The organism is Nonomuraea sp. NPDC051298 (genome assembly GCF_055586305.1).
Map to the genome: position 1 here is coordinate 70,278 of NZ_JBVJIM010000009.1, position 25,498 is coordinate 95,775.

Annotated in this window: 26 protein-coding genes; 11 read left to right on the forward strand and 15 right to left on the reverse strand. The window is 72.0% G+C overall.

Translation table 11 applies throughout. The features are described from left to right. Nucleotides 1–23 precede the first annotated feature (23 nt). Entirely contained in the window at nucleotides 24–650 is a 627-nt protein-coding gene (locus ACZ6S0_RS25380) for a DUF6758 family protein (protein ID WP_344883835.1), read from the reverse strand. An 89-nt stretch (nucleotides 651–739) separates the two neighbouring features. Between ACZ6S0_RS25380 and ACZ6S0_RS25385 the strand changes: the two genes are divergently transcribed. Then, nucleotides 740–1,123, forward strand: coding sequence for an NUDIX hydrolase (locus ACZ6S0_RS25385; RefSeq protein WP_465921809.1), 384 nt, complete (start codon nucleotides 740–742; stop codon nucleotides 1,121–1,123). A gap of 50 nt (nucleotides 1,124–1,173) precedes the next feature. Here the strand turns inward: ACZ6S0_RS25385 and ACZ6S0_RS25390 are convergent, their stop codons facing one another. After that, nucleotides 1,174–4,206, reverse strand: coding sequence for a WD40/YVTN/BNR-like repeat-containing protein (locus tag ACZ6S0_RS25390; protein ID WP_465921810.1), 3,033 nt, complete (start codon nucleotides 4,204–4,206; stop codon nucleotides 1,174–1,176). Between the two features lie 186 nt (nucleotides 4,207–4,392). Continuing rightward, nucleotides 4,393–5,379 (reverse strand): lysostaphin resistance A-like protein, encoded by a 987-nt coding sequence (locus ACZ6S0_RS25395; protein ID WP_465921811.1) that lies wholly within the window; start codon nucleotides 5,377–5,379, stop codon nucleotides 4,393–4,395. Between the two features lie 109 nt (nucleotides 5,380–5,488). On the opposite strand from ACZ6S0_RS25395, the gene ACZ6S0_RS25400 reads away from it, so the two are divergent. Beyond that, nucleotides 5,489–6,181, forward strand: a complete 693-nt coding sequence (locus tag ACZ6S0_RS25400; protein WP_465921812.1) for a hypothetical protein — start codon at nucleotides 5,489–5,491, stop codon at nucleotides 6,179–6,181. Further along, nucleotides 6,178–6,723, forward strand: a complete 546-nt coding sequence (locus tag ACZ6S0_RS25405; protein ID WP_465921813.1) for a DUF6529 family protein — start codon at nucleotides 6,178–6,180, stop codon at nucleotides 6,721–6,723. Before ACZ6S0_RS25400 ends, ACZ6S0_RS25405 begins: the two co-directional genes overlap by 4 nt. Nucleotides 6,724–6,736: 13 nt before the next feature. Here the strand turns inward: ACZ6S0_RS25405 and ACZ6S0_RS25410 are convergent, their stop codons facing one another. After that, nucleotides 6,737–7,669: an HpcH/HpaI aldolase/citrate lyase family protein gene (locus ACZ6S0_RS25410; RefSeq protein WP_465921814.1), complete on the reverse strand. Its 933-nt coding sequence runs from the start codon at nucleotides 7,667–7,669 to the stop codon at nucleotides 6,737–6,739. Nucleotides 7,670–7,761: 92 nt separating this feature from the next. Here ACZ6S0_RS25410 and ACZ6S0_RS25415 point away from each other — a divergent pair, with 92 nt between their 5' ends. Beyond that, a complete protein-coding gene (locus tag ACZ6S0_RS25415) occupies nucleotides 7,762–8,154 on the forward strand; it encodes a hypothetical protein (protein WP_465921815.1) in 393 nt (130 codons plus the stop codon). Here ACZ6S0_RS25415 and ACZ6S0_RS25420 read toward each other — a convergent pair. Further along, entirely contained in the window at nucleotides 8,138–9,175 is a 1,038-nt protein-coding gene (locus ACZ6S0_RS25420) for an EamA family transporter (RefSeq protein WP_465921816.1), read from the reverse strand. The two genes, ACZ6S0_RS25415 and ACZ6S0_RS25420, sit on opposite strands and share 17 nt — an antisense overlap. Before the next feature lie 97 nt (nucleotides 9,176–9,272). Between ACZ6S0_RS25420 and ACZ6S0_RS25425 the strand changes: the two genes are divergently transcribed. Both ACZ6S0_RS25425 and ACZ6S0_RS25430 read left to right on the forward strand, forming a co-directional pair. Further along, complete coding sequence (locus ACZ6S0_RS25425; protein WP_465921817.1) at nucleotides 9,273–10,484, forward strand: magnesium transporter MgtE N-terminal domain-containing protein; 1,212 nt, start codon at nucleotides 9,273–9,275, stop codon at nucleotides 10,482–10,484. Next, a complete protein-coding gene (locus ACZ6S0_RS25430; protein ID WP_465921818.1) occupies nucleotides 10,474–10,953 on the forward strand; it encodes a DUF1003 domain-containing protein in 480 nt (159 codons plus the stop codon). The genes ACZ6S0_RS25425 and ACZ6S0_RS25430 overlap by 11 nt, the downstream gene beginning before the upstream one ends. Before the next feature lie 28 nt (nucleotides 10,954–10,981). Here the strand turns inward: ACZ6S0_RS25430 and ACZ6S0_RS25435 are convergent, their stop codons facing one another. Then, nucleotides 10,982–11,452 (reverse strand): MarR family winged helix-turn-helix transcriptional regulator, encoded by a 471-nt coding sequence (locus tag ACZ6S0_RS25435; protein WP_465921819.1) that lies wholly within the window; start codon nucleotides 11,450–11,452, stop codon nucleotides 10,982–10,984. Nucleotides 11,453–11,613: 161 nt separating this feature from the next. Here ACZ6S0_RS25435 and ACZ6S0_RS25440 point away from each other — a divergent pair, with 161 nt between their 5' ends. Continuing rightward, the gene (locus ACZ6S0_RS25440) at nucleotides 11,614–12,750 is read left to right on the forward strand and encodes an Mrp/NBP35 family ATP-binding protein (protein WP_465921820.1); all 1,137 of its coding nucleotides are present in this window, start codon (nucleotides 11,614–11,616) and stop codon (nucleotides 12,748–12,750) included. Between the two features lie 72 nt (nucleotides 12,751–12,822). On the opposite strand, the gene ACZ6S0_RS25445 is transcribed toward ACZ6S0_RS25440, so the two are convergent. The 4 genes from ACZ6S0_RS25445 to sigE form a co-directional block, all read right to left on the reverse strand. Continuing rightward, complete coding sequence (locus ACZ6S0_RS25445; protein ID WP_465921821.1) at nucleotides 12,823–13,188, reverse strand: sec-independent translocase; 366 nt, start codon at nucleotides 13,186–13,188, stop codon at nucleotides 12,823–12,825. A gap of 629 nt (nucleotides 13,189–13,817) precedes the next feature. After that, on the reverse strand, nucleotides 13,818–15,740 hold the full coding sequence (locus ACZ6S0_RS25450; protein ID WP_465921822.1) for a S1C family serine protease: 1,923 nt from the start codon (nucleotides 15,738–15,740) through the stop codon (nucleotides 13,818–13,820). Between the two features lie 163 nt (nucleotides 15,741–15,903). Continuing rightward, nucleotides 15,904–16,422, reverse strand: a complete 519-nt coding sequence (locus ACZ6S0_RS25455) for an anti-sigma factor family protein (RefSeq protein WP_465921823.1) — start codon at nucleotides 16,420–16,422, stop codon at nucleotides 15,904–15,906. A gap of 1 nt (nucleotide 16,423) precedes the next feature. Continuing rightward, the gene (gene sigE, locus ACZ6S0_RS25460; RefSeq protein ID WP_148440425.1) at nucleotides 16,424–17,056 is read right to left on the reverse strand and encodes an RNA polymerase sigma factor SigE; all 633 of its coding nucleotides are present in this window, start codon (nucleotides 17,054–17,056) and stop codon (nucleotides 16,424–16,426) included. 173 nt (nucleotides 17,057–17,229) lie between these two features. On the opposite strand from sigE, the gene ACZ6S0_RS25465 reads away from it, so the two are divergent. Then, on the forward strand, nucleotides 17,230–17,868 hold the full coding sequence (locus ACZ6S0_RS25465; RefSeq protein ID WP_465921824.1) for an O-methyltransferase: 639 nt from the start codon (nucleotides 17,230–17,232) through the stop codon (nucleotides 17,866–17,868). On the opposite strand, the gene ACZ6S0_RS25470 is transcribed toward ACZ6S0_RS25465, so the two are convergent. Continuing rightward, complete coding sequence (locus tag ACZ6S0_RS25470) at nucleotides 17,858–19,261, reverse strand: leucyl aminopeptidase (RefSeq protein WP_465921825.1); 1,404 nt, start codon at nucleotides 19,259–19,261, stop codon at nucleotides 17,858–17,860. The two genes, ACZ6S0_RS25465 and ACZ6S0_RS25470, sit on opposite strands and share 11 nt — an antisense overlap. 79 nt (nucleotides 19,262–19,340) lie before the next feature. After that, nucleotides 19,341–19,508 carry a DUF3117 domain-containing protein gene (locus ACZ6S0_RS25475; RefSeq protein ID WP_020545024.1) on the reverse strand — a complete coding sequence of 56 codons (168 nt, stop codon included), beginning with the start codon at nucleotides 19,506–19,508 and terminating at the stop codon, nucleotides 19,341–19,343. A gap of 159 nt (nucleotides 19,509–19,667) precedes the next feature. On the opposite strand from ACZ6S0_RS25475, the gene ACZ6S0_RS25480 reads away from it, so the two are divergent. The 3 genes from ACZ6S0_RS25480 to ACZ6S0_RS25490 are packed head-to-tail and all read left to right on the forward strand — an operon-like array spanning nucleotide 19,668 to nucleotide 23,533. Beyond that, entirely contained in the window at nucleotides 19,668–20,465 is a 798-nt protein-coding gene (locus tag ACZ6S0_RS25480; RefSeq protein WP_465921826.1) for a PaaX family transcriptional regulator, read from the forward strand. Beyond that, nucleotides 20,462–21,238 (forward strand): enoyl-CoA hydratase-related protein, encoded by a 777-nt coding sequence (locus ACZ6S0_RS25485; protein ID WP_465921827.1) that lies wholly within the window; start codon nucleotides 20,462–20,464, stop codon nucleotides 21,236–21,238. The genes ACZ6S0_RS25480 and ACZ6S0_RS25485 overlap by 4 nt, the downstream gene beginning before the upstream one ends. Before the next feature lie 36 nt (nucleotides 21,239–21,274). Continuing rightward, nucleotides 21,275–23,533, forward strand: coding sequence for a polysaccharide lyase 8 family protein (locus tag ACZ6S0_RS25490; RefSeq protein WP_465921828.1), 2,259 nt, complete (start codon nucleotides 21,275–21,277; stop codon nucleotides 23,531–23,533). Here the strand turns inward: ACZ6S0_RS25490 and ACZ6S0_RS25495 are convergent. The 3 genes from ACZ6S0_RS25495 to ACZ6S0_RS25505 form a co-directional block, all read right to left on the reverse strand. Beyond that, nucleotides 23,493–23,999, reverse strand: a complete 507-nt coding sequence (locus ACZ6S0_RS25495) for a DNA-3-methyladenine glycosylase I (RefSeq protein ID WP_465922051.1) — start codon at nucleotides 23,997–23,999, stop codon at nucleotides 23,493–23,495. The two genes, ACZ6S0_RS25490 and ACZ6S0_RS25495, sit on opposite strands and share 41 nt — an antisense overlap. Before the next feature lie 71 nt (nucleotides 24,000–24,070). Continuing rightward, on the reverse strand, nucleotides 24,071–24,814 hold the full coding sequence (locus ACZ6S0_RS25500) for a hypothetical protein (protein ID WP_465921829.1): 744 nt from the start codon (nucleotides 24,812–24,814) through the stop codon (nucleotides 24,071–24,073). Nucleotides 24,815–24,907: 93 nt separating this feature from the next. Next, nucleotides 24,908–25,492: an LOG family protein gene (locus ACZ6S0_RS25505; RefSeq protein WP_465921830.1), complete on the reverse strand. Its 585-nt coding sequence runs from the start codon at nucleotides 25,490–25,492 to the stop codon at nucleotides 24,908–24,910. Between the last annotated feature and the right edge of the window lie 6 nt (nucleotides 25,493–25,498).

Consider the following 25,498-nt stretch of genomic DNA (forward strand, 5'->3'; position numbering starts at 1 on the left):
AGAGCGAATCGCGTTCGCCCGTCCTAATCCTCGAGTCTGGGGGAGAACGCCCCGAACGGTACATCCAGGTCATGATCACGGACGTCCAGCAGCGACAACTCTGCCAGCGCGATCACGCAGCCCGCGTCGGCCGGCCAGGCGATCGCCCACAGCCAGTTGCCCATGGCCTCGCCCGCGTAGACCGCCCGGTCATCCTGGCCGTCCACGCACCACAGCGCGGTGGGATGGCCGAGCACCGCGATCTTGGCGTTCGGCGGGCCCGCGTCGAAACCCTCGCCGGGGTCGGGGCCGTCGAGCCCCGCGAAGGCCGCGCCCAGCCCGATGCCCGGCTCCTCGGCGATGATGACCAGATCGGCCGGCCCCTCCATCAGCGACGGCCCCGTCAGCGCCACCAGGCTGGCGCGGGCGCCCGTACGCTGGTCGCCCACCTCGCCGAAACCGGTCACCAGCCAGCCGGCGGGCAGCGGCCACGGCAGCCACACGGGCACGACGGAGTTCTTGCGTATCGCCTCCAGCGCGGTGCCGGTCGGCGGCCACGGAGGCTGGTACGGCAGGACGTCACCGTGCGCAGCACATCGAAACGCGCTTGACCAGGCGCTCGGCCCGTGAAGCGGGCCAAAACACCGCGGGCAGGTTGGAGCCGCTCTCACAACTACCCACGGTGCTTTCTCCGGGACTGCCCCGTCAAGGCCGGTACTCGTTATCTCGTCGTAATCTTGGTCATGTGCGCGTAAATTGTGTGGGCGCGATCATTTTCGACGCCTCTGACCGGCTCCTGCTCGTCAAACGCGGACGTCCACCGGGGATGGGGCTGTGGTCCGTCCCCGGCGGACGCCTGGAGCCCGGCGAGACGGACGAGGCCGGGGTGCGCCGCGAGGTGCTGGAGGAGACCGGGCTGCGCGTGGCGGTGGGACGCCTGGCCGGCACGGTGGACCGGCCGGGGCCGGGCGGGGTCACGTACGTGATCCGCGACTACCTCGCCACCGTGACGGACGGGGTGCCCAGGCCCGGCGACGACGCCGCCGACGTGCGCTGGTGCGACCTGGCCGAGCTGGCCCGGCTGCCGCTGTCCGACGGCCTGCTGGAGGCGCTGGCCGCATGGGAGCTGCTCCCACCGGACTGACCCCACGGACTGACCCCGCCGGACTGATCCCGCCGGGCTGATCCCGTCGGTCACCTGCTGGACGTCAGGCTGGAGGTCCACAGGATCAGATGATCGGCGTTGTACGTCGTGGACCGGCCGAGCGCCACCACCTCCGCCCCCGCCGCGGCCACGGCCGACAACCACTGCGTCCCCTGGCCCGCCAGGCGGTCCTTGGTCAGCTCCATGCGGTTCCACGACAGCCCGTCCTGCGAGGTCCAGGCCGCGCTGTCGCCTTCGCCCGGCTCGCCGTGCCAGCCGACCGCGACCAGCCCCTCGCCGGCCGCCGCCAGGTCGTACACCGCCGCCGCCCGGTCCGCCGGCAGCCAGGCCGTCTCCCAGGACTCGCCCTCGTCGTCGGAGACGGCCGCGAACGCGCGCCGCGCCCCGTCCGCCAGCGCCGTGCCGATGGCCACCAGCTTGCCCTGGTAGGAGGTGATCCGGCGGAGCCCGGCCGCGGTGGCGCCCGGAGGTGTCACGGGGTCGCGGGCGCTCCAGTTCACGCCGTCCGTGGAGTGCCACACCACGGTCTTCTCCCTGTCGGCGTCGCCCGCGCCGCCCACGGCCACGTAGCCGTCACCGGCGGCGACCGCGTCGTGGACGCGTACGCCGGAGCCGCCCTGGGGCAGCCGCTCCGACCTGGTGTACTTGCGCGTGTCGGGGGTGAACCACAGGGCGGCGCCGGTCGTGCCCGCCTGGTCACGCCACTCGCCGGCCACCACGTAACCCTCCTTGCCCGCCGTCACCACGTGGGCCCGCAGGTACGGACGATCCGCGGGGCGGGTCAGGTCGCCCGTGGCGTTCACGCGTTTCCAGGTCTCGCCGTCCTGGGAGGTGACGAGGAGGGGATCGGTGACGGAGACGTTCGTCTCGGTGCCGCCGACGGCCAGCCAGCCGCGGGCGCCGTGGGCCACGTCCTCCAGGGACTGCTTGCCTGGGCCGCCCAGGCTCATGGACTTCCAGCTCTGCCAGTTCTTGATCGTCCACAGGCCGGCGTCGCCGGAGGCCGAGCCGACGGCCACGTACCGGCCGCCGGAGACCGCCAGCGCGTTCGTCTCGCGGGCCATCCTGGTCAGGCCCTCGATCTCGCCGAGCGGCACGCGCGAGGCGTCGCCGCGCGGGGGCGCGGCCATGAGCACGGGCTGGTTGTCGACGTCGGAGACCGCCTGGTCGCCACCGGCGAACAGGGTGCCGCCCGCGGAGATCGTGAACCCGCGCAGCGTCGCGCCGGTCAGGTCGCCGAGGTCGGCCCGCTTGTCCCAGCCGCGCCCGTCGGTGCTGGTCAGCACGGAGTATTTGCCGAAGCCGGCCTGTGTAATCGCGGCGATGCCCGAGGAGTAGGAGATCAGCGACTCGACGCCGCGGCTCCCGGCGTCGAGTCCGCGGATCGAGCCGCACTGCGACCACTGCGCGCCCGTCGGCGAGCAGTAGACGCGTACGTCCCCTTCCGGCGTGCGCTGCCGCGCCGGCACCAGCACGAACTGCTTGGGCAGCACGGCCACCGTCCCGGCCCGCGGGTCGATCGCCTCGGGGAGCTGGAAGCCGGTCGCCCGCCATGCACGGCCGCCGTTGGCCGAGCGCAGCACCCGCGATCCCTCGCCGATCGCGGGTACTCCGATGGCCACGACCGTGTCGCCCTTCGCGACCACGGCCCTCAGCTCCCGTACTTCCAGCCCCCTGGTCTCCACACGCGCCCAGGTCCGGCCGTCGGCCGAGTGCCAGGCCGCCGGGCCGGTGCCGCCGTCGGCCCCCGTCGTACGGCCGACCGCGACGAACCCCGAGCCCGTCCGCGCGATGTCCTCGATGTGGTCACCGGCACGGAACGCGGCCAGCCCCGACTCCGGCACGACCGTCCAGGTGAACCCGTCGGTGCTGGTCCACAGGCCGCGCTCGCCGGACGTCTCGTCGCCGCCGCTGGCCAGCCACCGGCCGTCGCCGCCGACCACGCGCCGGACGGTGGGCGTGGACGCGCCGTCGACCTGGCCGAGCCGCCAGTTCTCGCCCCCGTCGGGCGAGAACAGGAAGAGCGGGCGCGGGGTCGGACTCGTCGTGTCGCTCCCGACCGCCACCACCGCCTTGCCCACCGACGTCATGTCGTTGAGCTTCTGGTCGACGCCCTCGCCCGCGGCGGGGACCGTGAACAACTCGTCCCCGGAACGGCCGGTGCCCGCCGCCAGGCTCAGGCCGGGCGTCTCCGCGGCGTTCCACTGCCAGACGAGCACGCCGGTGGCCACCAGGAGGGCCGCCGCCACGGTCAGCACCATCGGGGCGGGCCTGCTGCCTCCGCGCACGGGGCCGGCCCTGCGTACGGCGGCGGGGGCAGGGCCCCTGTGGTGGCGTCCGCCCGAACCCTGCTGGCCCGGCTGACCGGTGGCGACCAGCAGGTCGGGCCTGGTGGGGCGGCCCGCCGGGGGCCGTCCGACGCGGCGCACCTCTGGCTCGCCGTCCAGGTCGTCCTCGTCGCCGGGCTCGGGCTCGCCGTCCGGGAGGGGATAGACCAGCCGGTACGGCGGCAGCCGCCGCTCCTCGTCGCCATCGGAGTCACCGTCGGACGGCTCGGGAGCGCGGGGCTCGGGGACCTGGGGCTCCGCCTCCTCGGGGTCCTGGGGTTCGGGCGCCTGAGGCTCGGGGGGCCGGGGCTCGGGGACCTGCTCGCCGAACTGTTCCTGCGCCCATGTGACGGCCGCCTGTTCACCGGCCTGAGGTGCGGTGCCGAGCGGGCCTCCGGCGACGAGCTTGTCGGGCCGGTTGACCACGCGGCGGGGCCGCCGTCGCGGTTCGGCCTCGGGCTCGGCCGTCGGCGAGCTGTACGGCCTGCGTCCCTTGGGCGGTTCCTGCGGCGTGTCGTCCGGGATGGGGGCGGCGAACGGCGGCATGCCCCACGGAGAGCTCAGCGGTAACCCCCTGGCCCGGTCGTCGGTGGGGCCCGGTGGCGAATGGCTGATCCTGGGCTCTTCGACGGGGGCCCTGGGGTCGGTGGGGGGATGGTGTCCTGACGTGCCCTCGGCACGCGGGTCGTCGTCTTCCGGCGGTCGCCGTGGCGGTTCGCTGGGGCCGGAGGCCACGCGCCGTACCTCCTAGTCGAGCTCGTCGTACAGGTAGATCTCGGGGGGAGATCTCGGCCGCGTTCGCGGAGCGTTCCAGGAAGGTCCGGGCAGAGCCCTCGCCGTCCCTGACAGCATCCAGACCAGCATGATTGAGCCGGAATAGCGAGACCTCTCTAGCGAGATTCCCCGCACCTCCTGCCTGATTTATTGCGAAGTGGTGCTAATTGACTGCTTTTTGGCTAGATACATCACACCAAACGCATACACCCCGAGCTGCACCACGGTTCCCGTCAACGCCTGCCACGGCACCGGCACCTTCCCCTGATCCAGCGCGTCCTGCAGGTTGCCCGCGGCGGCGCTGATCCCGAAGGCCACCACGTTGTTGACGACGTGCAGCGAGATCGCCGCCTCCAGCCCTCCGGTACGCACCGACAGCCACGCCATCACCGCCCCGAACGCGAACACGTCGAGCAGCCCCGCCCACGAGTAGCCGTGCAACGACGCGAACAGCGCCGACCCGATGACGATGCCCCAAATCGGACTGCGTAGGTGCGCCCCGAGTGCCTGCATGAACCAGCCGCGGAAGACGTACTCCTCGGCCGCCGCCTGGAACGGCACCAGCAGCAGGATCACCACGATCAGGGGCAGGAACGCCTGCCACCCGGCCCAGCCGAACGTCTGCGCGTCCAGCCCGGCGGACGTCAGCGCCAGCCATTGGGCGCCCTGCCCGAGTGCCAGCGCCAGCACGGCCAGCAGGGCGCAGGGCACCAGCCACGACCAGCGCAGCCGCCCGGCCACCGACGAGAGCGTCCCCGGCCTGCGCCGCTGGAGCAGCGCCGCCGTGCCGAGCACGAGCAGGAGCACGGGCGCGATGGACAACAACGTCATGGCCAGGCCGAAAGGCGTGCCCAACGGCAGCCCGGTGAAGCGGTCGACCGGCCACGGGAGGCCGAAGATCTCCGCCAGGGTGACGGACCCGAACACGACCACGATGCCGATCGCCACGAACCCGACGGCGATGACGAGCGTGCCGACGACCGACCGCCACACCCGGGCGGCGGCGTTCCTGGCCAGGTGGTCGAAACGGGCCCCATGCGGAGCGGGCAGGAACCAGGACGGCGGCTGCGGCGGATACGGGTACCCGGGGGGCGGAGCACCGTACGGAAATTGAGGTCCTGGATTCTCCTGCATCTCTCCATTCTGTCCATCCGATGCGCAATAGTTCACAGACGGCCCGCCGTTTGGGGCGGATGCTCGGTGTCGAAGGCATTTCACCGGCATTCGACCCTGGGAGCAGTCCATGTCAAGGCTGGGACCTTTCCTCACCCTCGCGGCGGGCGCGGTGCTCGCCGTGGGGCTGGGTGCGGCCAGCATCACCGCGACACCTGCGGCCGAGAACACGGCCGCCGACACCCCCACAGAGGCGCCCGCCGCCGGGCAGACCGCCGCCGAGCCGAGTTCCCCCGCCCCCTCCCCCACAGAACCGGAGAAGATCGTCAAGGCCGACTACGGCGGCCGGGTGAAGGGCAGCGGCGCCCTGATCGCCATCTCCGTCAGGAACGGCAAGGCCGTCGGCTACTTCTGCGACGGCCGCAGCGAGGTCTGGTTCAAGGGCTCGGGAACGGCCGGCGAGCTGCGGCTCACCGGCGCGGCCGACGCGGGCTCGAAGGTCACGGCCGAGCTGGACGACGGCCGGGCCGAGGGCTCGGTCTCCATCGGCGGCAGGAAGTGGAGCTTCGTCGCGCCCCCGGTGGTCAAGCCGTCGGGCCTGTACCGGGCCACCGCCGTCGTCAGAGGCGCCAGGCTCCGCGCCGGGTGGATCGTGATCAGGAACCAGGACGGCGGCTACGACCAGGTCGGCGCCGCCTCCGCCGGGGAGGAGCAGTACGGCGTCCCGCGGCTCGACAGCGGACGGCCCACCGCCCCCGTCACCGTCGCCGGCACCACCGTCCAGCCCGAGGACGTGGACGGCTTCATCGAGGAGATGCGATGACCGCCGTGCCCCGGCAGCCCGCCCGCGGCCTGTCCCCGTTGCTCGTGCCGCTGCTGGTCGGCGGCCTCGTGATGCTCGCGCTCGGCGTGTACGGACGGGCGCACACCCCGACCGGGTTCGCCGTCGGCGTGGCCGGGTTCTCGGCGGCGCTGCCCATGAAGGCGTGGCTGACGACGGGCGCGTTCGTTCTCGCGATCGTGCAGGTGCTCTCGGCCCTGTCGATGTGGGGCCGGCTCGGGATCGCCGTCCCGCCCGCCGTGCACCGCTGGTCGGGACGGCTGGCGTTCCTGCTCACGATCCCGGTCGCCTTCCACTGCCTGTACGCCCTGGGCCTGCAGTACGACGTGCCCCGCGTGCTCGTCCACTCCCTGCTCGGCTGCTTCTTCTACGGGGTGTTCACCGCCAAGCTGCTGGCCCTGCCCAGGCGCGACGCGCCCGGCTGGACGCTGCCCGTGCTCGGCGGGCTGGCGTTCACGGTGCTCGTCGGGCTCTGGCTGACCTCGTCGTTCTGGTTCTTCACCGCCGTCGGCCTCAAGGTGTGAAGCCCTCGGGGACTCAGGGTGTGAAGCTCTTCGTACGGCTCAGCCCGGCCGCCCGGCCCTTGGCCGCCACGACGAGCGCCATCTTGCGGGACGCCTCGTCGATCATCTCGTCGCCCAGCATGACCGCGCCGCGCCTCTCGACGGTGGTGTAGTGGTCGTACGCCTCCAGGATCAGCTCGGCGTGGTCGTAGTCCTCCTGCGACGGGGAGAACACCTCGTTGGCCGCGTCCACCTGCGCCGGGTGCAGCACCCATTTGCCGTCGAACCCCAGCGCCGCGGCCCGCCGGGCGACCCTGCGGAAGCCCTCGACGTCCTTGATCTGCAGGTAGGGCCCGTCGATGACCTGCAGGTCGTGCATCCTGGCGGCCATCAGCAGGCGCATGAGGATGTAGTGGTAGGCGTCGCCCTCGACGTAGCCGGGCGGCTGCTCGCCGACGACGAGCGTCCGCATGTTGATGGAGGCCATGAAGTCGGCGGGGCCGAACACCAGGGTCTCCAGCCGCCCGGACGACCCGGCGATGGCGTCGGCGTTGACCAGGCCGCGGGCGTTCTCGATCTGCGCCTCGATGCCGATGCGGCCCACCTCGTAGCCCATGGTCTTCTCGATCTGGGTGAGCAGCGTGTCGAGCCAGACGACCTCGGTCGGGTCCTGCACCTTGGGCAGCATGAGGCAGTCGAGGAACTCCCCGGCCCCCTCCACGATCTCGATCACGTCCCGGTACGTCCACTGCGTGGTCAGGTCGTTCACCCTGACCACGCGGGTCTTGCCCGACCAGTCGCCCTCGCGCAGGGCGGCCACGATGTTCGCCCGCGCCTCCTCCTTGGCCAGCGGCGCGACGGAGTCCTCGAGGTCGAGGAAGACCTCGTCCACGGGCAGGGTCTGGGCCTTGACCAGGAAGCGGGGGTTGCTGCCTGGCACGGCGAGCACCGAACGTCGTGAGCGCATGCGCACACGCTACTCGGACGCAGGCCGGCGAGATCGCGCACCTCCTTCCCTGCGCTCCCGACCGCCGTACGACGCCGCGTACAGTCGGATCTGTGAGCGACGACACCGCGACCAGCGCTGCCACCAACGTCATGGCCATCGAGGAGGGCGCCAAGAAGTCCGGCGTCCTCTGGCTCACCCTCGACCGTCCCCGCCTGGCCTGGCACGCCTGGCACGACGGCGCGATCTACCTGGTGACGGGCGGCGAGGAGCAGCGGCTGCCGGGGCTCGACGCCCTCGACCGGGTCCACGTCACGCTGCGCAGCAAGGACAACGGCGCCAGGCTGGTGGAGTTCGAGGCGGCGGTCTCGGCAGTCGACCAGGCGGCGGCGGCCGACGTGGTGGCGGTGCTGGCCAAAGAGCGGCTCAACGCCCGCGACAGCGAGCACCTGCCCGAGCGCTGGGCCCGCGAGTCGGCCGTCTGGCGGCTCACCCCCGAGCGCTGACGGTCCCCGCCCCCGGCTCCGGCGCGACTTCCGGACCTGACTCCGGACCAGGCTCCAGACCAGGCTCCTGATCCGGCCCCAGGTCCGAGGCCGCCTCGGGCCGCGTGCTCGCGGTGGCGGTCTTGCTAGCGGTGGCGGTCTGGGCGAGCAGCGCGCCCGAGAGCACGATCAGGCCGCCCACGACCTGGAAGGCCCCGAGCTGCTCGCCGAGCAGCGCCCAGGCCACGATCGCGCCGCCGATGACCTCCAGGGACGCCACGGTGGCGCCCACCGCGGCCGACAGCCGCCGCACGGCGTTGACCCCCAGGATGTACGCCACCACGGTCGCGACCAGCACCATCCACAGGTAGGCGGCCAGCACCGGCAGCCCCGGCCCGCCCCCCGGCGTCGCGGACACCGTGAACGCCTCCCACGGGATGTCCCACGGCCGGGCCAGCGGCACCAGCGCCACGGCCGCCCCCGTCATGCCCCAGGCGATCAGGCCCAGCGGGTCGATCTCGTCGCCGAAACTATCGTTCATCAGGAAGTATCCGGCGCAGCACGCCCCGGCCAGCAGACCGAGCAGCAGGCCGAGCGCGTCCAGGCGCAGCCCTTGCCACGCCTCCACCACGATCCCCAGGCCCACGACGGCCACGACCGCTCCGACGTACGCGGCCCGCGCGAGCCGTACGCGGCGGACGACCCGTACCCAGGCCACCACCATCACCGGCGCCATGAACTCCAGCAGCAGCGCGATCCCCACCGGCAGCCGGGTGATGGCCGCGAAGTACAGTGCCTGCACGCCCGCCACCGCCATGATCGCGTACAGTCCGACGAACGGCAGCCGTGACCTCGGGATGCGCAGCGCCCGCGGCCTGACCACGGCCAGCACCGCCACCAGCAGCAGCCCCGCGCCGGCCATCCGCGTCCACACCGCCTCGATCGGCGCCAGCCCGGCGGCGATGAGATATTTCGCCATGGGCCCGGAGAACGCGAAACAACACGACGACACGAAGGCCAGCGCGAGCCCCGCATACCTCATTCGCACACCACCTGACGGGTAATGACTGTTAAGCGGGTTTGATACTGACATGTACGGCGTCCCAGGCGCAATGGGACGGCGCTGTTAGCCTGACCAGGTGAAGATCTTCGTGGCCCGGCTGCAGGGGACCCCGGTCTTCGACCCCGCGGGCGACCAGATCGGCCGCATCCGGGACGTGGTGGTCGGGCTGCGCCTCGGGCACCGGCCCAACGTGCACGGCTTCGTGGTGGAGGTGCAGCCGCGCCGCCGCGTGTTCCTGCCCATCACCCGCGTACGCCGCATCGAGGCGGGCTCCGTGGTCTTCACCGGACGGATCAACATGCGCAGGTTCGAGCAGCGCACCACCGAGACCCTGGCCATCGGCGAGATCCTCGACCTGACCGTGCGCTTCGACGACCAGCCCATGACCGTCTACGACGTGGCCATGGAGGAGACCAGGCCGTCCACCTGGGAGATCACCAGCGTCGCCCTCTACAAGGGCAGGCGGCGCGAGCCCCGGATCGTCGACTGGGGCGAGGTGTCGGGGTTCGACACGCTGCAGAAGGACCAGGGCGCGGCCGGGCTGATCGCCGCGTTCGAGTCGTTGCGGGCCGCCGACATGGCCAGCGCGCTGCACGACCTGCCGAGCAAGCGGCGCATCGAGATCGCCCGCGCGCTGAACGACACCCGGCTGGCCGACGTGCTGGAGGAGCTGCCGCCCGACGACCAGATCGGCATCCTGGGCACCCTCGAACCCGAGCGGGCCGCCGACGTCCTGGAGGAGATGGGTCCCGACGACGCCGCCGACCTGCTGCACGACCTGCCGGAGGAGCAGGCGTCCGAGCTGCTGGCGCTGATGGAGCCGGGTGAGGCGGCGCCGGTGCGGCGGCTGCTGACGTACCCGGAGGACAGCGCGGGCGGCGTCATGACCAGCGAGCCGGTGATCCTGCCGCCCAGCGCCACGGTGGCCGAGGCGCTGGCGCACATCAGGCAGCAGGACCTCACGCCGTCCGTGGCCGCGCAGGTCTACGTGAGCAGGCCGCCGACCGAGACGCCGACGGGCACGTACCTGGGGGTCTCGCACTTCCAGCGGCTGCTGCGCGAGCCGCCGTCCACGCAGCTCGGCACCGTGCTCGACCCCTCGATCGATCCCATCAGGCCGCAGTTCACGCTGCTCCAGGTGGCCTACTACCTGGCCAACTACAATCTCGTCGCGGCCCCGGTGGTCGACGAGCTGGGCCGACTGGTCGGAGCGGTGACCGTGGACGACGTACTGGATCACATGCTGCCCGAGGACTGGCGGGAAAGGGCCGACTACCGTGACGAGTGAACGACTCGACCAGCCCCGCGAGCTGCGCCGCTCGCTGCGCCCGCACTACGACCCGGAGGCGTTCGGCCGCCTCTCCGAGCAGATCGCCCGGTTCCTGGGCACGGCGCGCTTCCTCGTGTACATGACCGTTTTCGTGGCGGTCTGGGTGATCTGGAACGCGGTGGCGCCGGGGAGCCTGCGGTTCGACCCCTACCCGCACATCTTCCTCACGCTGATGCTGTCGTTGCAGGCCAGCTATGCCGCGCCACTGATCCTGCTGGCCCAGAACCGCCAGGGCGACCGCGACCGCATCCAGTACGAGCAGGACCGCGAGACCGCCGAGCGCAACCAGGCGGAGATCGAGTATCTGACCCGCGAGATCGCCGGCCTGCGGCTGGCGCTGAACGAGGTGACCACCCGCGACTACCTGCGCACCGAACTGACCCGGCTGGTGGAGGAACTCAAGGGCGACGCAGAGGCGCCGCGCTGAGGGCTCGCGCTGAGAGGTCGCGCCGAGGCTATGCGTGCTGCGGGGCCGCTTCTGGGTCGAGCCTGGCCAGCATCGTCCGCACCTGCGCGATCTCCGCCGCGCCCAGCAGGTCGAGGAACTGGGTCCTGATGCCGCGCAGGTAGGTCGGCGTCGCCTCGGCCAGCCTGGCCGCGCCGCTGTCGCTCAGCACCGCGTACAGGCCGCGGGCGTCGTCGGCACACGCCTCCCTGGTCACCAGGCCGTCGCGCTGGAGCCGGTCGATGAGCCTGGTCAGCCCGCTGCGGGAGAGCAGCACGCGGTCGGCGAGATCGTTCATGCGCAGCCGCCGCCCGGACGCCTCCGCCAGTCGCGCGAGCACCTCGTACGAGGCCAGCGGCAGATGGTGGGCGTCGAGCAGTTCCCCTTCGAGATGGCGGGTGATGCGCACCTGGGCACGCTGCAACGTCCGCCACAGCGCCAGTTCGCCAGCGGTCAGCCCCTCGTCGCGCAGAAGCGTCACGGAGTAACCTTAAGACGTTGTTGCACAGACATCTAACAGCGCGGATTAACCCGGCGGAGGCTCTCGTTCATACCATGGAGGGGCATCCTCACCCGGCGTCCAGCGCCTGCCACGCATACACCGACGAAGGAGGGACGGCACTCCCTCGTGCCGAGACTTCGATGGCACCAACCCAGGAACTCGTGACGGCGGCACTCTCCACCGTCATCGACCCCGAGATCCGTCGCCCGATCACGGACCTCGACATGGTCAAGAGCATCGAGATCGCCCCCGACGGCGCGGTGCGCGTCGGCGTCTACCTGACCGTGGCCGGCTGCCCGATGAAGGACACCATCACCCGCGACGTCACCAACGCCGTCGCCAAGGTCGACGGGGTCACAGGCGTCCAGATCGAGCTCGACGTCATGAGCACCGAGCAGCGCAAGACCCTCCAGACCAAGCTGAGGGGCGACCGCGGGCCGGAGAAGGAGATCCCCTTCAACCAGCCGGGCTCGCTCACCCGCGTGTTCGCGGTGGCCAGCGGCAAGGGCGGCGTCGGCAAGTCGTCCGTCACGGTCAACCTGGCCGCCGCCATGACCGCGAACGGGCTCAAGGTCGGCATCGTCGACGCCGACATCTACGGCCACAGCATCCCGCGCATGCTGGGCGCGTCCGAGCGGCCCACCAAGGTCGAAGACATGATCATGCCGCCGGTGGCCCACGACATCAAGGTCATCTCGGTCGGCATGTTCAAGCCGCCGGGCAACACCCCGGTGGTCTGGCGCGGGCCCATGCTCGACCGGGCGCTGCACCAGTTCCTGGCCGACGTCTACTGGGGCGACCTCGACGTGCTCCTGCTCGACCTGCCCCCGGGCACCGGCGACATCGCCATCTCGGTGGCCCAGCGGCTGCCGACGGCGGAGATCCTCGTCGTGACGACCCCGCAGATGGCCGCCGCCGAGGTGGCCGAGCGGGCCGGGTCGATCGCGGCGCAGACCCACCAGCAGATCGCCGGCGTCATCGAGAACATGGCATGGCTGCCCTGCCCCCACTGCGACGAGCGCATCGCGGTCTTCGGCGAGGGCGGCGGCCAGACCGTGGCCGACGCGCTGAGCCGGACGCTGGGGGCGCGGGTGCCGCTGCTCGGCCAGGTGCCGATCGACCTGCGGCTGCGTGAGGGCGGCGACGAAGGCAAGCCGCTGGTGCTGACCGACCCCGACTCGCCGGCCGCCGAGGAGCTGCGCAAGATCGCGGGCGGGCTGAGCAAGCGCTCCTCCAGCCTGAAGGGCCTCCATCTCGGCCTGTCGCCGCGCGGCTGACCCGCCGCCGCTCCCGCTTCGCCGGGCCCGCTCAGACCCCTGGGCGGGCCCGTCTCGCGTCGTGGGGGCTCGTCAGGTGGCTTCGGAGTCGTACGGGGGGATCTCGCCGAAGCCCAGCTCGTCGACGGGCTCGGACGTGTAGGGGGCCATGTTGGCCGGCTCCAGCTCGCGCGACTTGTTGTTGTTCCAGTCGTCCTCGAGGTCGTCGAGGAGATGCTTGCGGACGAAGTTGCGCGGATTGAGGTCTGCCGGGTCGAAGTCGCGGAACTCCGGGCCCAGACCGGAGCGCAGGTCGTCGCGCGCGTTGTTCGCCATCCGGCGCAGGTTGCGCAGCGTCTTGCCCGCCTGCGCGGCGGCCTGCGGCAGTTTTTCCGGACCGAAGACGAGCAGCGCGATCACGATCAGCGCTCCGACCTCCATCCATCCGAGTCCGAACACCCTGAGCTCCTACCGCAGTCCAATCTCTCCGAGGACAACCCCGGCCTATCCACAGACTAAGGGCTCCCATAGGTAGGTCGGTCGTCCCCCCTCACCCAGTTTTCCGCCAGGACGCCGCGGAGCGCGGCGAACGGCCCCTCAGCACCATGAACGGCACCCCACCGGCGCTGGAGGGCTCCCTCGAACGCCGCAGACGCACCCGGACGGTCGCCCACACTCCCGCGGAGCCGCGCGTACCCAGAGCCGCGCATGCCCAGAGCCGGGCGTGCCCAGACGGGTCGCGCGCATGGACAGCGCCGCAGGCACCCACAGCGCCGCACGCGCCCTGCAGGGCGCGCATGCGTCCTCAGGGCGCGCATGCGTTGCCAGGCGGGCGTGTGTGACCACGGAGGGCCGTGCGGTCCCTGAGAAGGGCCCGGGAGTCGTGAAGGTGCCGCAGGAGGCCGGTGGGGACTCCTGCGGCACCGCGATGAGACACAAGGACCGGGTGGCCACTCAGGGCCGGGCCGGGCACTCAGGGCGAGTCGGAAACTCGGGGTCGGGTCGGGCACTCGGGCCAGGCATTCGGGCCGGGTCGGGCACTCGGGGCCGGTCGGGAGGGGTGGGGTCGGTCCGGGGGTGGGGGCGGGTCAGGAGGGTGACGGGGTGGGCTCGTCTTCGGCGACGACCGTGAGGGTCGCCGTGCGCTCCTCACCGGCGCGTTGGAACTTGATGTTGATCTTGGAGCCGGGCGCCTTGCTGCGGATGAGGGCGATCAGCTCGTTCCCGTCCTGCAGGGCCAGCCCGTCGATCTCGAGGATCACGTCGCCCGCCCGCAGCCCCGCCTTGTCGGCGGGCCCGTCCTTGGTGACCGCGGGCTGGCCGCCGACCGACTCCGAGGCGATGCGTACGCCCTCACCCCGGTAGTCCTTGTCCAGCACGATGCCGATCTTGGGCCGCTTGGCCCGGCCAGTCGTGATCAGTTCCTCGGCCACCCGCCGCGTCTGGTTGACCGGGATCGCGAAGCCCAGGCCGATGCTGCCGCCCTGGCTGCTCATCGAACGCCCCAGCGTGGCGATCGCCGAGTTCACCCCGACGACCTCGCCCCTGCCGTTCACCAGCGGCCCGCCCGAGTTGCCCGGGTTGATGGCGGCGTCGGTCTGGATGGCGCTGATGTACGCGGGTTCCTCGCTGCTGGTGCCGGTGTCGTCACCGGCGATGACCGGACGGTTGAGCGAGCTGACGATGCCGGTCGTCACCGTGCCGGTCAGGCCCAGCGGGGAGCCGATGGCGATGACCGGGTCGCCGACGACCACCTGGTCGGAGTTGCCGAGCGTGATCTCCGGCGTCCCGAACGTCTCCTCCGGCTTGACCACGGCCAGGTCGGAGCCCGGGTCGCGGCCGACGATGCGGCCCGTGGTGGTCTTGCGGTTGTTGAACACGATCTGGATCTCGCCGCCCTGCGCGGCCAGCGCGACGACGTGGTTGTTGGTGACCACGTAGCCGTTCTTGATCAGGAAGCCGGAGCCTGAGGCGCCCTCGGTGTTGGTGCCGTTGCCGACCTCCAGGGAGACCACGCTGGGCAGCACCCGGGCCGCCACGCCCGCCACCGAGTCGGGCGCGCGGTTGGTGGCGCCGGTCGGCAGCGGGCCGAGGCTGAAGGAGGGGTCGTTGCCCTCGGCCGGCCTGGTCAGCAGGTACGTGCCGACGCTCCCGAGCACCGAGGCCACCAGCGCGATCACCACGGCCGCGGCGATCAGGACACCGGCGCCGGGCCCGCGGCGGGCGGCATGGGCTCCCTGCCCGCCCGGCGGTGGCGGCGCCCAGCCCGGCCCCATGCCGAGGGGCTGGCGCGGCGGCGGCGGGGCCGCCCCGGTGCCGCCGTACCCGTCGGTGCCGGGGCCGTACCCGTGGGCGCCGACGCCGTACGACTGGCCCTCGCCGGACGATCCGAACGGCGGGCCCTCGTAGGAGCGGGCGCCCCCGTCAGGAGAGCCGAAGAAGGGGCTGTCGTAGGAGCGGGTGGTGTTGTCGGGGGGCCCGAAGGAAGGGGCCGGGGCGGCGTCGGGCGAGCCGTAGGAGGGGGCGGAGGCGCTGTCCGGGGGCCCGAAGGAGGGGGCCGAGGTGCCGTAGGTGGGGGTGACGGGCTGCGGGCCGGTCTGCGCGGCGTACGGCGAACTGGTCTGGGGGCCGGTCTGGGGGCCGGTCTGGGGGCCGGTCTGGGCGGTGTCCGGGCCCGAGGCACCGTACGGCGGCCCGTGCGGCGGCGAGGCGTCGTACGGGCGCGGCTCGTACGGCGGCGAGCCCGAGACTCCGGAGCGGCCCGACGGGTCGCCCCACGGTGTGCCGAACGAGACGGGCGGCTCGGGCCACCCGCCGTGTTGATCCGTTCTGTGCTGATCAGGTCTGGGCTGATCAAGTCTGGGCTGATCCGTATGGGGCTGACCTGGTCTGGGCTGGTCCGGCCGGTGCTGGTCCGGCCTGTTGTCCGCGGGCAGGAACTCCGGCCGCCCATGTGGCTCGGGGGAGTCCGACGGCGTGCGTCCTTCGGTGGGGCGCGTCTCGTCGGTCATCTAAGTCTCACCACTCCTTGGCTCGGCCGCCGCAATCCTCGCTCTTGCGGCATACGAGGGTTATAAAGCTTCAATCAGGACTTGCCCATGACAATTCCCGAACCCAGATCGTATGCCCCGCGCACCTCCGACTACGCCAACCGAGTCTTCCCCGGCATATCGGTCAAGGTGTGGCGGTTGACGGCGTGTTCGTACGAGCCTGCTGCTGGAAGAGTTCGACCGGCGGGGCCGGACTCTCCTGACCGATCCCCGTGGCGGCGAAGAAGGTGCCGAGCGCCACGGCCGCGGAGACCACCCCGACCGCCACGTACGCCGAGCGCCTCCTACCACCGCGACCAGGGCCAGTGGCCCCACCGATGGCGTCCCTGCGCGGGCGGTTGTCCAGCGGAGCGATGCTGTGCGGCCCAGGTATGGGCACCCCGCCGAACGTGCGGGACGGGAAAGGGCGCTCCCTCGGCGGCAACGGCCCGCCCGGCTCCGCCATCCGGAGCAGGGACATCGTCAGGTCGGCCGGCAGCGCCGGCGACTCGAGCGAGCGCAGGCGCGACTTCAGCGCCCGCACCGACTCGACCTCGCGCCTGCAGTCAGCGCAGAAAGTCAGATGAGCGAGCGCACGCTCGCGCTCGGTGTGGTTCAGCTCTCCGTCGACGAGCGCGGAGACGCGTTCTCCCAGATGAGCCATGTCAGACTTCCTCCCCACGGATCACGGTCGGGGGGAGTTGAGAATTACGGGGGGCCCGGTGATCGAGCGCCTCCCGCAACTGCGCCCGGCCACGGTGAATACGGCTTCGGACCGTACCCAGCTTGACGCCGAGCGTGGCCGCGATCTCCTCGTAAGACAGGCCCTCGATGTCACACAGCACGATCGCGGCCCGGAACTCGGGTGCGAGCGCGTCGAGGGCGGCCTGGATGTCGGGCTCCAGATGGGCGTCGTCGAACGCCTGCGCCGGGGACGGCTCGCGACCGCGCAGCCGCTCGGCGGCGTCGTCTGCCAGCCCCTCGAACCTGATGCGCTGCTTGCGCCGCGCCATGTCGAGGAACAGGTTGGTCGTGATCCGGTGCAGCCAGCCCTCGAAGGTGCCAGGGGTGTAGCTCGACAGCGACCTGAAAACCCGGACGAAGACCTCTTGGGTCAGGTCTTCCGCATCGTGGACGTTGCCGGTCAGCCGGTATGCCAGCCGATACACGCGTGCGGAGTGGGTCCGCACCACTTCCTCCCAGGTGGGAGGTGTCCAGTCAGACGACACGGGAGTATCGGTCTGGTGGTCGCTTTCGTCCACCAGAACTCCTCTCTCTGGGACCACCGCTACCGCCATAGTGCCTGGTTTCGTCCCTTCGTGCGCACTGCCTGCCCTCCGGACCGGCAAAGCCCGTTTAAACCTGCAACGCCGTGGGGCCCTCCTGAGTTCCCGTCCTGGCGTGTCTCCCCTAGGCTGCGATCGGTGCCAATCTCGCGGACCAATCGCACGAAAGTGGGGGGAGGAGGCCGATGACCACTCCGGTAGAGGCCACTCTGGCCTATGCGGAGCAGTTCCATCACGAGGATGAGATCCTGCACGCGGCGCGGCAGCGCGGGCTGGAGATGGGTGCCGTACCCCTCCTTCCCGGCGGCGGTGCGGCTCTGTGTTTCCTGGCCACCGTCGTCAACGCCAAGGCCGTGGTCGAGATCGGCACGGGCTGCGGCGTCTCGGGGCTGTGGCTGCTGCGCGGCATGCGTTCCGACGGCACGCTGACGAGCGTCGACGTCGAGCCCGAGCACCAGCGACTGGCCAGACAGGCGTTCGCGGAGGCCGGGTTCTCCGGCGGGCGGGTGCGGCTCATCTCGGGCCGGGCGCTCGATGTGCTGCCGCGGCTGTCCGACGGCGGCTACGACATGGTGTTCGCCGACGGCGCCAAGCAGGAATACGCCGACTATCTGGCCGAGGCCGTCCGCCTGCTGCGCGTGGGCGGCGTCGTGGCCTTCGACAACATGCTCTGGCACAACCGCGTGGCCGACCCCGCGCAGCGCGACACCGACACGGTGGCGCTGCGCGAGGTGGGCAAGCTGGTGCAGTCGGACGAACGGCTGCGCTCGGTGCTCATGCCGCTGGGCGACGGCCTGCTCGCCGCCGTCAAGATCAGCTCTTAGTGAGCCACTCCAGCAGCACGCGTACGCCGAAGCCCGTGGCGCCCTTGCTCAGGGTGCCCTCGTCGACGGTGCTGCGCCCGACCCCGGCGATGTCGAGGTGCGCCCACGGCCGCTTGCCCGCGAACTCCCGCAGGAACAACGCCGCCGTGATCGACCCCGCCCCGAACCTGGACCCGGCCTCGACGTTGGCCAGGTCGGCGATCGGCGACTCAAGCGCGGGGGCGTAGTCGTCGATCAGCGGCATCCGCCACAGCCGGTCGCCGGCGGACTCCCCCGCCTCGACGAGCTGCCCGGCCAGCGCGTCGTCGGAGGAGTAGACGGCACCGACGCTGCGGCCGAGCGCGACCGTGATCGCCCCGGTGAGCGTGGCGACGTCGACGACCGCGTCGGGGTCGAGGACGGCGTCGGCGTAGGCCAGCGCGTCGGCCAGCACGAGCCGCCCCTCGGCGTCGGTGTTGAGCACCTCGACCGTGCGCCCGCCGTAGTGCCTGATGACGTCGCTGGGCCGCTGGGCCGTGCCCGAGGGCATGTTCTCGGCGGAGGCCACCAGCCCGGTCACGCGTACGGGGGCCTTCAGCGCGGCCAGCGCGCCCAGCACGGCGATCACGACCGCGCCGCCCGCCATGTCGGTCTTCTGGAACTTCATGTTGTCGGTCGGCTTGAGCGACAACCCGCCCGAGTCGAACGTGATGCCCTTGCCCACCAGCACCACGTGCCGCTCGACCGGCTCGGCGGGCGTGTAGGAGAGCTTGATGAGCCTGGGCGGGCTGGCCGAGCCCTGCCCGACGGCGAGGATGCCGCCGAAGCCGTCGGCCTGCAGCCGCTCCTCGTCCCAGACCTCGACCGGCACGCCGACCTCGGCGGCCCGCTCGGCCAGCCAGGCCGGGTCCTTGACCGAGGAGGGCGTGTTGGACAGGTCGCGGGCGAGGGCCACCGCCTGCGCCACGGTCTGCGCCCGCCGCACCCGCTCCGCGTCGCCCCCGGCGAAGGCCAGGGACCGCACCGGCTTCCGCCCCGCATCGCCGATCTTGAACGTGTACGCCGCCAGCAGCGCCGCCTCGGCGAACGCCTCCAGGTCGCCCTCGGGCGGCACCACGGTCAGCGTCTCCTGGCCCTTGGCCCGCCGGGTGAGCGCGGCCGCGGCCGTGCGCAGCGCGCGGGGCGAGCCGTCGCCCACCCCGTACAGCAGGACCCGGCCCACCCCGCCGGCCCGTGCCACCGGGACCTCGACGATCTCCCCGGCCACGCCCTTGGCCTCGTAGTGTGCCAGCAGGTCGGACGCCGGCAGGTGCAGCTCGACCGCGGGGTTGAGGTCGGAGGCGTAGGGGACGGCCAGCAGCGTGGCATCGCCGGGAACCTCGGCGACCACCGACGCAGTGGTCTCAATGGGCACGGGACATCTCCTCGAACATCAGCGACCCTGGCGCCGGACTTACGCCAGGGTCGTGGAACCAAGCTCGTCTCGGGAGCGCTCAGCCGACGACGTTCTTCAACGCCTCGCCGAGCGCCTTTGCCTCGTCGGCGGAGATCTCCACGACGAGCCGGCCGCCACCCTCGAGGGGGACCCGCATGACAATGCCGCGCCCTTCCTTGGTGACCTCCAGCGGACCATCGCCGGTCCGCGGCTTCATCGCCGCCATGCGTGCATCCCTTCCTGCCTTGGGCTCCCGCGGCCCGCGATTTCCGACCTCCCTTGGGGGTGGTCGGCGCATTCACGTCTTCTGTGATGTCCTATTCTCCCGCATCGAGAGCCCTCATGGGTAACGATCTCCTCCCAGAATGCGTTGTAGCGGCGTGCGATGACGTCCAAACTGGACTCCGTGCACGCTCGCGCCGCTCTGTTCGATCTCTACGGAGACCACCTGCGTTCGCGGGGTGGCCAGGCGTCCGTCGCCGCGCTCGTCCGGCTGATGAAACCCCTGGAAATCGCCGCTCCGGCAGTCCGTACGGCGGTGTCCCGCATGGTGCGGCAGGGATGGCTGCATCCGCTGAGGCTGCCCCAGGGAGCCGGCTACGGACTGACCGCGAAATGCGTCAGGCGGCTGGACGCGGCGGCCTTGAGAATTTACCGAGCCGGGACGCTGACCTGGCACGGCCGCTGGCACCTGATCGTCTTCGAGCCCGTCAAAGATCGGCCGCGCCGCGAGCGGCTGCGGGCCGACCTGACGTTCCTCGGCTACGCGTCGCTGTCGGAGAGCACCTGGATCGGCCCCCGCTCGTCCATCGAGCTGGACAACCTGCTCGAGAGCGAGGAGGTGCGGGCCGACCGGTTCGACGCGGCGCTGGAGGGCGACCCGCGCGAGCTGGTCGCCAGGGCCTGGGATCTGGCCGCCATCGGCGAGGCGTACGCGCACTGGCACGCCGAGGCTGTCACGCTGATCAGCACGCTGCCCGAAGGGGCCCCGCCCGACCGGGTGTTCGCCACGCGGAGCCGGCTCGTGCACGGCTGGCGCAACTTCCTGTTCCGCGACCCCGGCCTGCCGCCCGAGCTGCTGCCGGCGGGCTGGCCGGGCGAGCAGGCCAGAGCCTACTTCGAGCAGGAGGCCGCCCGGCTGCTCCCCGCAGCTGCGGCATTTGTCGACAGGGAGTTGATTTGATTCGCTATGACGTGGCCGACGCCGTCGCCACCATCACGCTCGACCGTCCCGACGCGATGAACTCGCTGACCGCCGAGGTCAAGGAGGCCCTGCTCGGCGCGCTGCGCCGGGCGGCGAGCGACCGCGCGGTCAGGGCGGTGCTGCTCACCGGCTCGGGCCGGGCCTTCAGCGCGGGCCAGGACCTGCGTGAGCACGCCGACAACCTGGAGGCGGGCCGCGGGCTGGCCAACACCGTGCGCGAGCACTACAACCCCATCGTGGAGCTGATCTTCACCATGGCCAAGCCGGTGGTGGCCGCGGTCAACGGCGTGGCCGCGGGCGCGGGAGCGTCGCTGGCCTTCGCCTGCGACCTGCGGGTGGCGTCGGAGCGGGCCAAGTTCGCGCTGGCGTTCGCGGGCATCGGCCTGGCTCCCGACTCCGGCGCGTCGTGGACGCTGCAGCGGCTGGTGGGCCGGGGCCGCGCCGCCGAGCTGATGCTGCTGGGCGAGCCGCTCGACGCGGCCCGCGCGCTGGAGCTGGGCCTGGTCACCCGCGTGGTGCCCGCCGACGACCTGCTGAAGACCGCCCACGAGCTGGCCGTACGCCTGGCGCAGGGCCCCACCCTGGCCTACGCCGCCACGAAGCGGGCGCTGGCCTACGCCGCGACCCACTCGCTGCCCGACGCGCTGGCCCTGGAGGCCGACCTTCAGGACGAATGCGCCGCAACCCACGACCACCAGAACGCGACCCGAGCCTTCCTCGCGAAAGAACCTCCGACATTCAACGCGGAGTAACCGATCCACCACGCGCGGATGCGCAAAGCTAACGCCATGCGCTCACCCGACGCGACGCGTCCCCCCGCCCCGCACGACTTCGAGTCCCTGCGTGCGACGGCCCTCACCCTCCTGACCGGCGGCGAACTCGACGCCTCCGACCCGGTCCGCGCCCGGCCGCTGGCCACGCTGAGCGAGCGGGCCGGCGGTCGGCTGGCCCAGATGGTCCCCGGGCTGATCTGGCCGGACCTCCCGCTCGAAGGGCGCCCCGGCCACGTCACGAGCAGCTACGGCCGCCTGCGGATGATCGCCACCGCCTGGGCCACGCCGGGCACGGCCCAGCACGGTGACGACGCCGTGGCGGCGAAGGTGATCGACGCGCTCGACCTGCTCCACGAGCGCCACTACAACGAGCGGCTGAACGAGAGCGGCAACTGGTGGTTCTGGGAGATCGGCACGCCCGCCGAGCTGTCCCGCGCGTGCGTGCTGCTCGGCGACCGGCTCGACGTGGGCAGGCTGAAGGCGTACCTGGCGGCGATCGACCGGTTCTGCCCCGACGCCGACCGTCGCGCGTGGCGGCCCGAGGCCAGCGAGAGCGGGGCCAACCGGGCCGACAAGGCCGCCATCCTGGCCTTCCGCGGTGTGGCCGGGCGTAATGCCGACAAGCTCGTCCTCGCGCGTGACGGGCTGTCCGACGTACGCGACGGCGGGCGCAACAGCGTGTTTGGCTACGCCGAGTCGGGCGACGGCTTCTACCGCGACGGCTCGTTCATCCAGCACGGCACCGTCGCCTACACAGGCTCCTACGGCCTGTCCCTGCTCATCGCGGTGGCCGAGACCCTGGCGCTGCTGCACGGCTCGCCGTGGGAGATCACCGACCCGGGTCGGCGGGTGGTGCTGGACGCGGTCGAGCGCTCGTTCGCGCCGTTCGTCCACGACGGGCTGCTGATGGACACCGTCAGGGGGCGGGCGGTCAGCCGGCAGGAGTTCTCCGACGGCGTGGCCGGGCACGGCCTGACCGGGGCGGTGCTGCTGCTGGCGCGGAGCGCGCCCGAGCCGTACCGGAGCAGGTTCAGGGAGCTGGCCAAGGGGTGGATCGAGCGCGGCGGGGCCCGGCCCTACCTGGAGCACGCGGACGTGCCGGAGACCCTGCGGGCGGTCGAGGTGCTGGAGGACAAGACCGTCGAGGCCGCCCCCGTGCCCGTCGGGCACTTCGTGTTCCCCTCGATGGACCGGGTGGTGCACCGGCGGCCCGGCTGGTCGGTGGCGATCAGCATGTCGTCGCAGCGGGTCTCGGCGTACGAGGCGATCAACGGGGAGAACCGGCACGGCTGGTACACCGGTGACGGCATGACCTACGTCTACTCCGGCGACCCCGACCACTACGGGCACGACTTCTGGCCGACGGTCGACCCGTACCGGCTGCCCGGCACCACCGTGGACACCCGCAGACGCGAGGACCTCGACTTCACCGCCTACCGCCCGGCCAACACGTGGGCGGGCGGCGTCGCGCTCGAAGGCCGCTACGGCGTGGCGGCCATGGAGCTGCGGGGCGACGGGGTGAGCCTGCGGGCCCGCAAGTCGTGGATGTGCCTCGACAACGCCGTGGTGGCGCTGGGCAGCGGCATCACGAGCTACGACGGCCGGACGGTCGAGACCGTGGTGGAGAATCGGGCCACGGAGGCGCAGCCGTACGTCGGAGACGGGTGGGCGCACCTGCCCGGGGTGGGCGGCTACGTGTTCGAGGGGCTCAGGATGCTCACGGACACGCGTACGGGCCGCTGGCGGGACATCAACACCGGGGACGACACCCAGGCCGCCTTCGAGCCCGTCTCGCGGCGTTACGTGACGTTCTGGCTCGACCACGGCACCAATCCCGCCGAGGACGCCTACACCTACGTGCTGCTGCCCGGCGCCTCGCGGGCGGGGACCCGGTCGTTCCGGGGGCGGCGTCCCGTACGGGTGCTGTCCAACACCGACCGGCTGCAGGCCGTGGAGGTGCGCCGGCTGTTCGGGGCCACGTTCTGGGCGGCGGGCAGCGCCGGGATCGTCAGCGCGGACGCGCCGTGCGTGGTCATGCTGCGCCGGGCCAGCGAGCGGGTCGTCCTGGCCGTGGCCGACCCGAGCAGGACCGTGGACGTCGTACGGCTCACCCTCGACCGGGCCGCGCGCGGGGTGCGCAACGCCGACGACACGGTCTCGGTGCAGCTCGGCAAGCGGCCCGTCGTCACCGTCGCGCTCGGCGGGTCGCTGGGCCGCAGTCACAGCGTCGAACTCACCGCGTACGAGCCGGACAACCCTCGATATGATCGTTGACCAGGCCGATCGCCTGCATCAGCGCGTAGGCCGTGGTCGGGCCGACGAATCGGAAGCCGTGCTTCTTCAGCTCCTTGGCCAGCGCCTTCGAGCCGGGGGTCGTGGCGGGCACGTCGGCCATGGTCCTCGGCGCGGGCGCGTCGGGGTCGGCGTACCGCCACACCAGCTCTGACAGACCGCCGGGCAGGTCGAGCGCGGCCCTGGCGTTGGCCACGGCCGCCTCGATCTTGGCCCGGTTGCGGACGATGCCCGCGTCGCCGAGCAGGCGCTCGACGTCCTGCTCGGTGTACGCGGCCACCTTGGGGATGGAGAAGCCGTCGAAGGCGGCGCGGAAGTTCTCCCGCTTGCGCAGGATCGTCAGCCACGACAGGCCCGACTGGAACGCCTCCAGCGACACGCGCTCGAAGACCTCGTCGTCGCCCTTGAGCGGGCGGCCCCACTCCTCGTCGTGGTAGGCGAGGTACATCGGGTCGGCCAGTCCCGCCCAGGCACACCGGGTCGGCTCTGTCAGTGGCGGCTCTGCCAGGGTCGGCTCGGTCACCGGCGCTCGTCACCGGTCTCGTGCGGCTTGCCGCTCTCGTGCGGCCGGTCGGTCTCGGGCGGCTCGTCGGACGTGAACTCGTCCTCGGGCTTCACCTCGGCGTCCTCGGGCTTCACCTCGGCGTCCTCCGGCTTCGCCTCGGTGGGCGGCTCGCCGTCGCCCGGCTTCTCCGGGTCCTGCTCCGCCTGCTCCGCCTTCTCCGCTGCCTCCGCTGCTTCCGCTTCCTCCGCGGCGGGTGCGTCGTCGGCCGGGGAGACGCGCCACTCCGGCTCCTCCGGCACGCGCTGGAGCCCGGCGCCGTCACCCCAGGTCACCGAGGCCCCGCTCGCCGCCACCGGATCGCCGGACTCGGGCAGCTCACGCGGCGCGGTCGGGGCCTGCGGCTCGTGCTCGGTGCGCGGCCCGGCCCCGGGCGCGGCGTAGACCTCCTGGCGCGCGTGCAGGCGGCTCGACAGCAGCTCGGAGACCCGCTGCTCCAGCACCGCGATGCGGGTGTCGCGGGCACTGATCGCACCGGCCGCGCGCCGCAGCGTCTCGTCGACGCTCTGCGTGTGGTAGCCCACCAGGCTGACCGGCAGTTGCAGCGCCATGAAGTCGACCGCCGTGAGCTGGGCCGCCTCGGGCAGGTCGAGCGGGGGCACGTCGGGCGGGAACTCGGTCAGCTCTCCGCCCCTGCCCAGGGAGACCAGGACCACGCAGGCCAGGATGGCGATGGCGGCGATGGCGAGTATGACCAGCACATTGGCATCGTACTCACACGGTGGACCTCATTTAGCGGTCCACCGCAAGTCGTGCATTTCACGCTTACCGCCACGCGACGCCCCTCGCGCAGGTCAGCCGGCGGCCTCGCCCAGCTCGGCGACGCTGGGGCGGACCGGCTGCGCCCGAGCTTCGAGGTGGGCGAACGCCTCGTCCACGGTGGTGGTCCAGGAGATCGCGTCGAAGACGTCGGGACGGGTGAAGCCCTCGTCGTACATGCCCTCGACCAGCTTCTTGAGCGGCTCGTACAGGCCGAAGGGGTCGAGCAGCACCAGCGGGCGATCGTGGATGCCGAGCACCCGGGCCGTCCAGATCTCGAACAGCTCCTCCAGCGTGCCGATGCCGCCGGGCAGCACGAGGAACGCGTCGGAGCGGGCGTCCATGACGGCCTTGCGCTCGCGCATGCCGGGCGTGACGATCAGCTCGTCGGACTCCTCGTCGGCCACCTCCATGTCCACGAGCACCTGCGGGATCACGCCCACCGTACGACCTCCCGCGGCCCGCGCGGCCGAGGTGACGGCGCCCATGCACGAGACGGAGCCGCCGCCGCTCACCAGCGTGTGCCCCCGCTTGGCCAGCTCGGCGCCCACCTGCTCGGCCAGCTCGATGTACTTGTGGTCGATGGTGAGGCTGGAGGCGCAGAAGACGCAGATGTTCACGTCGGA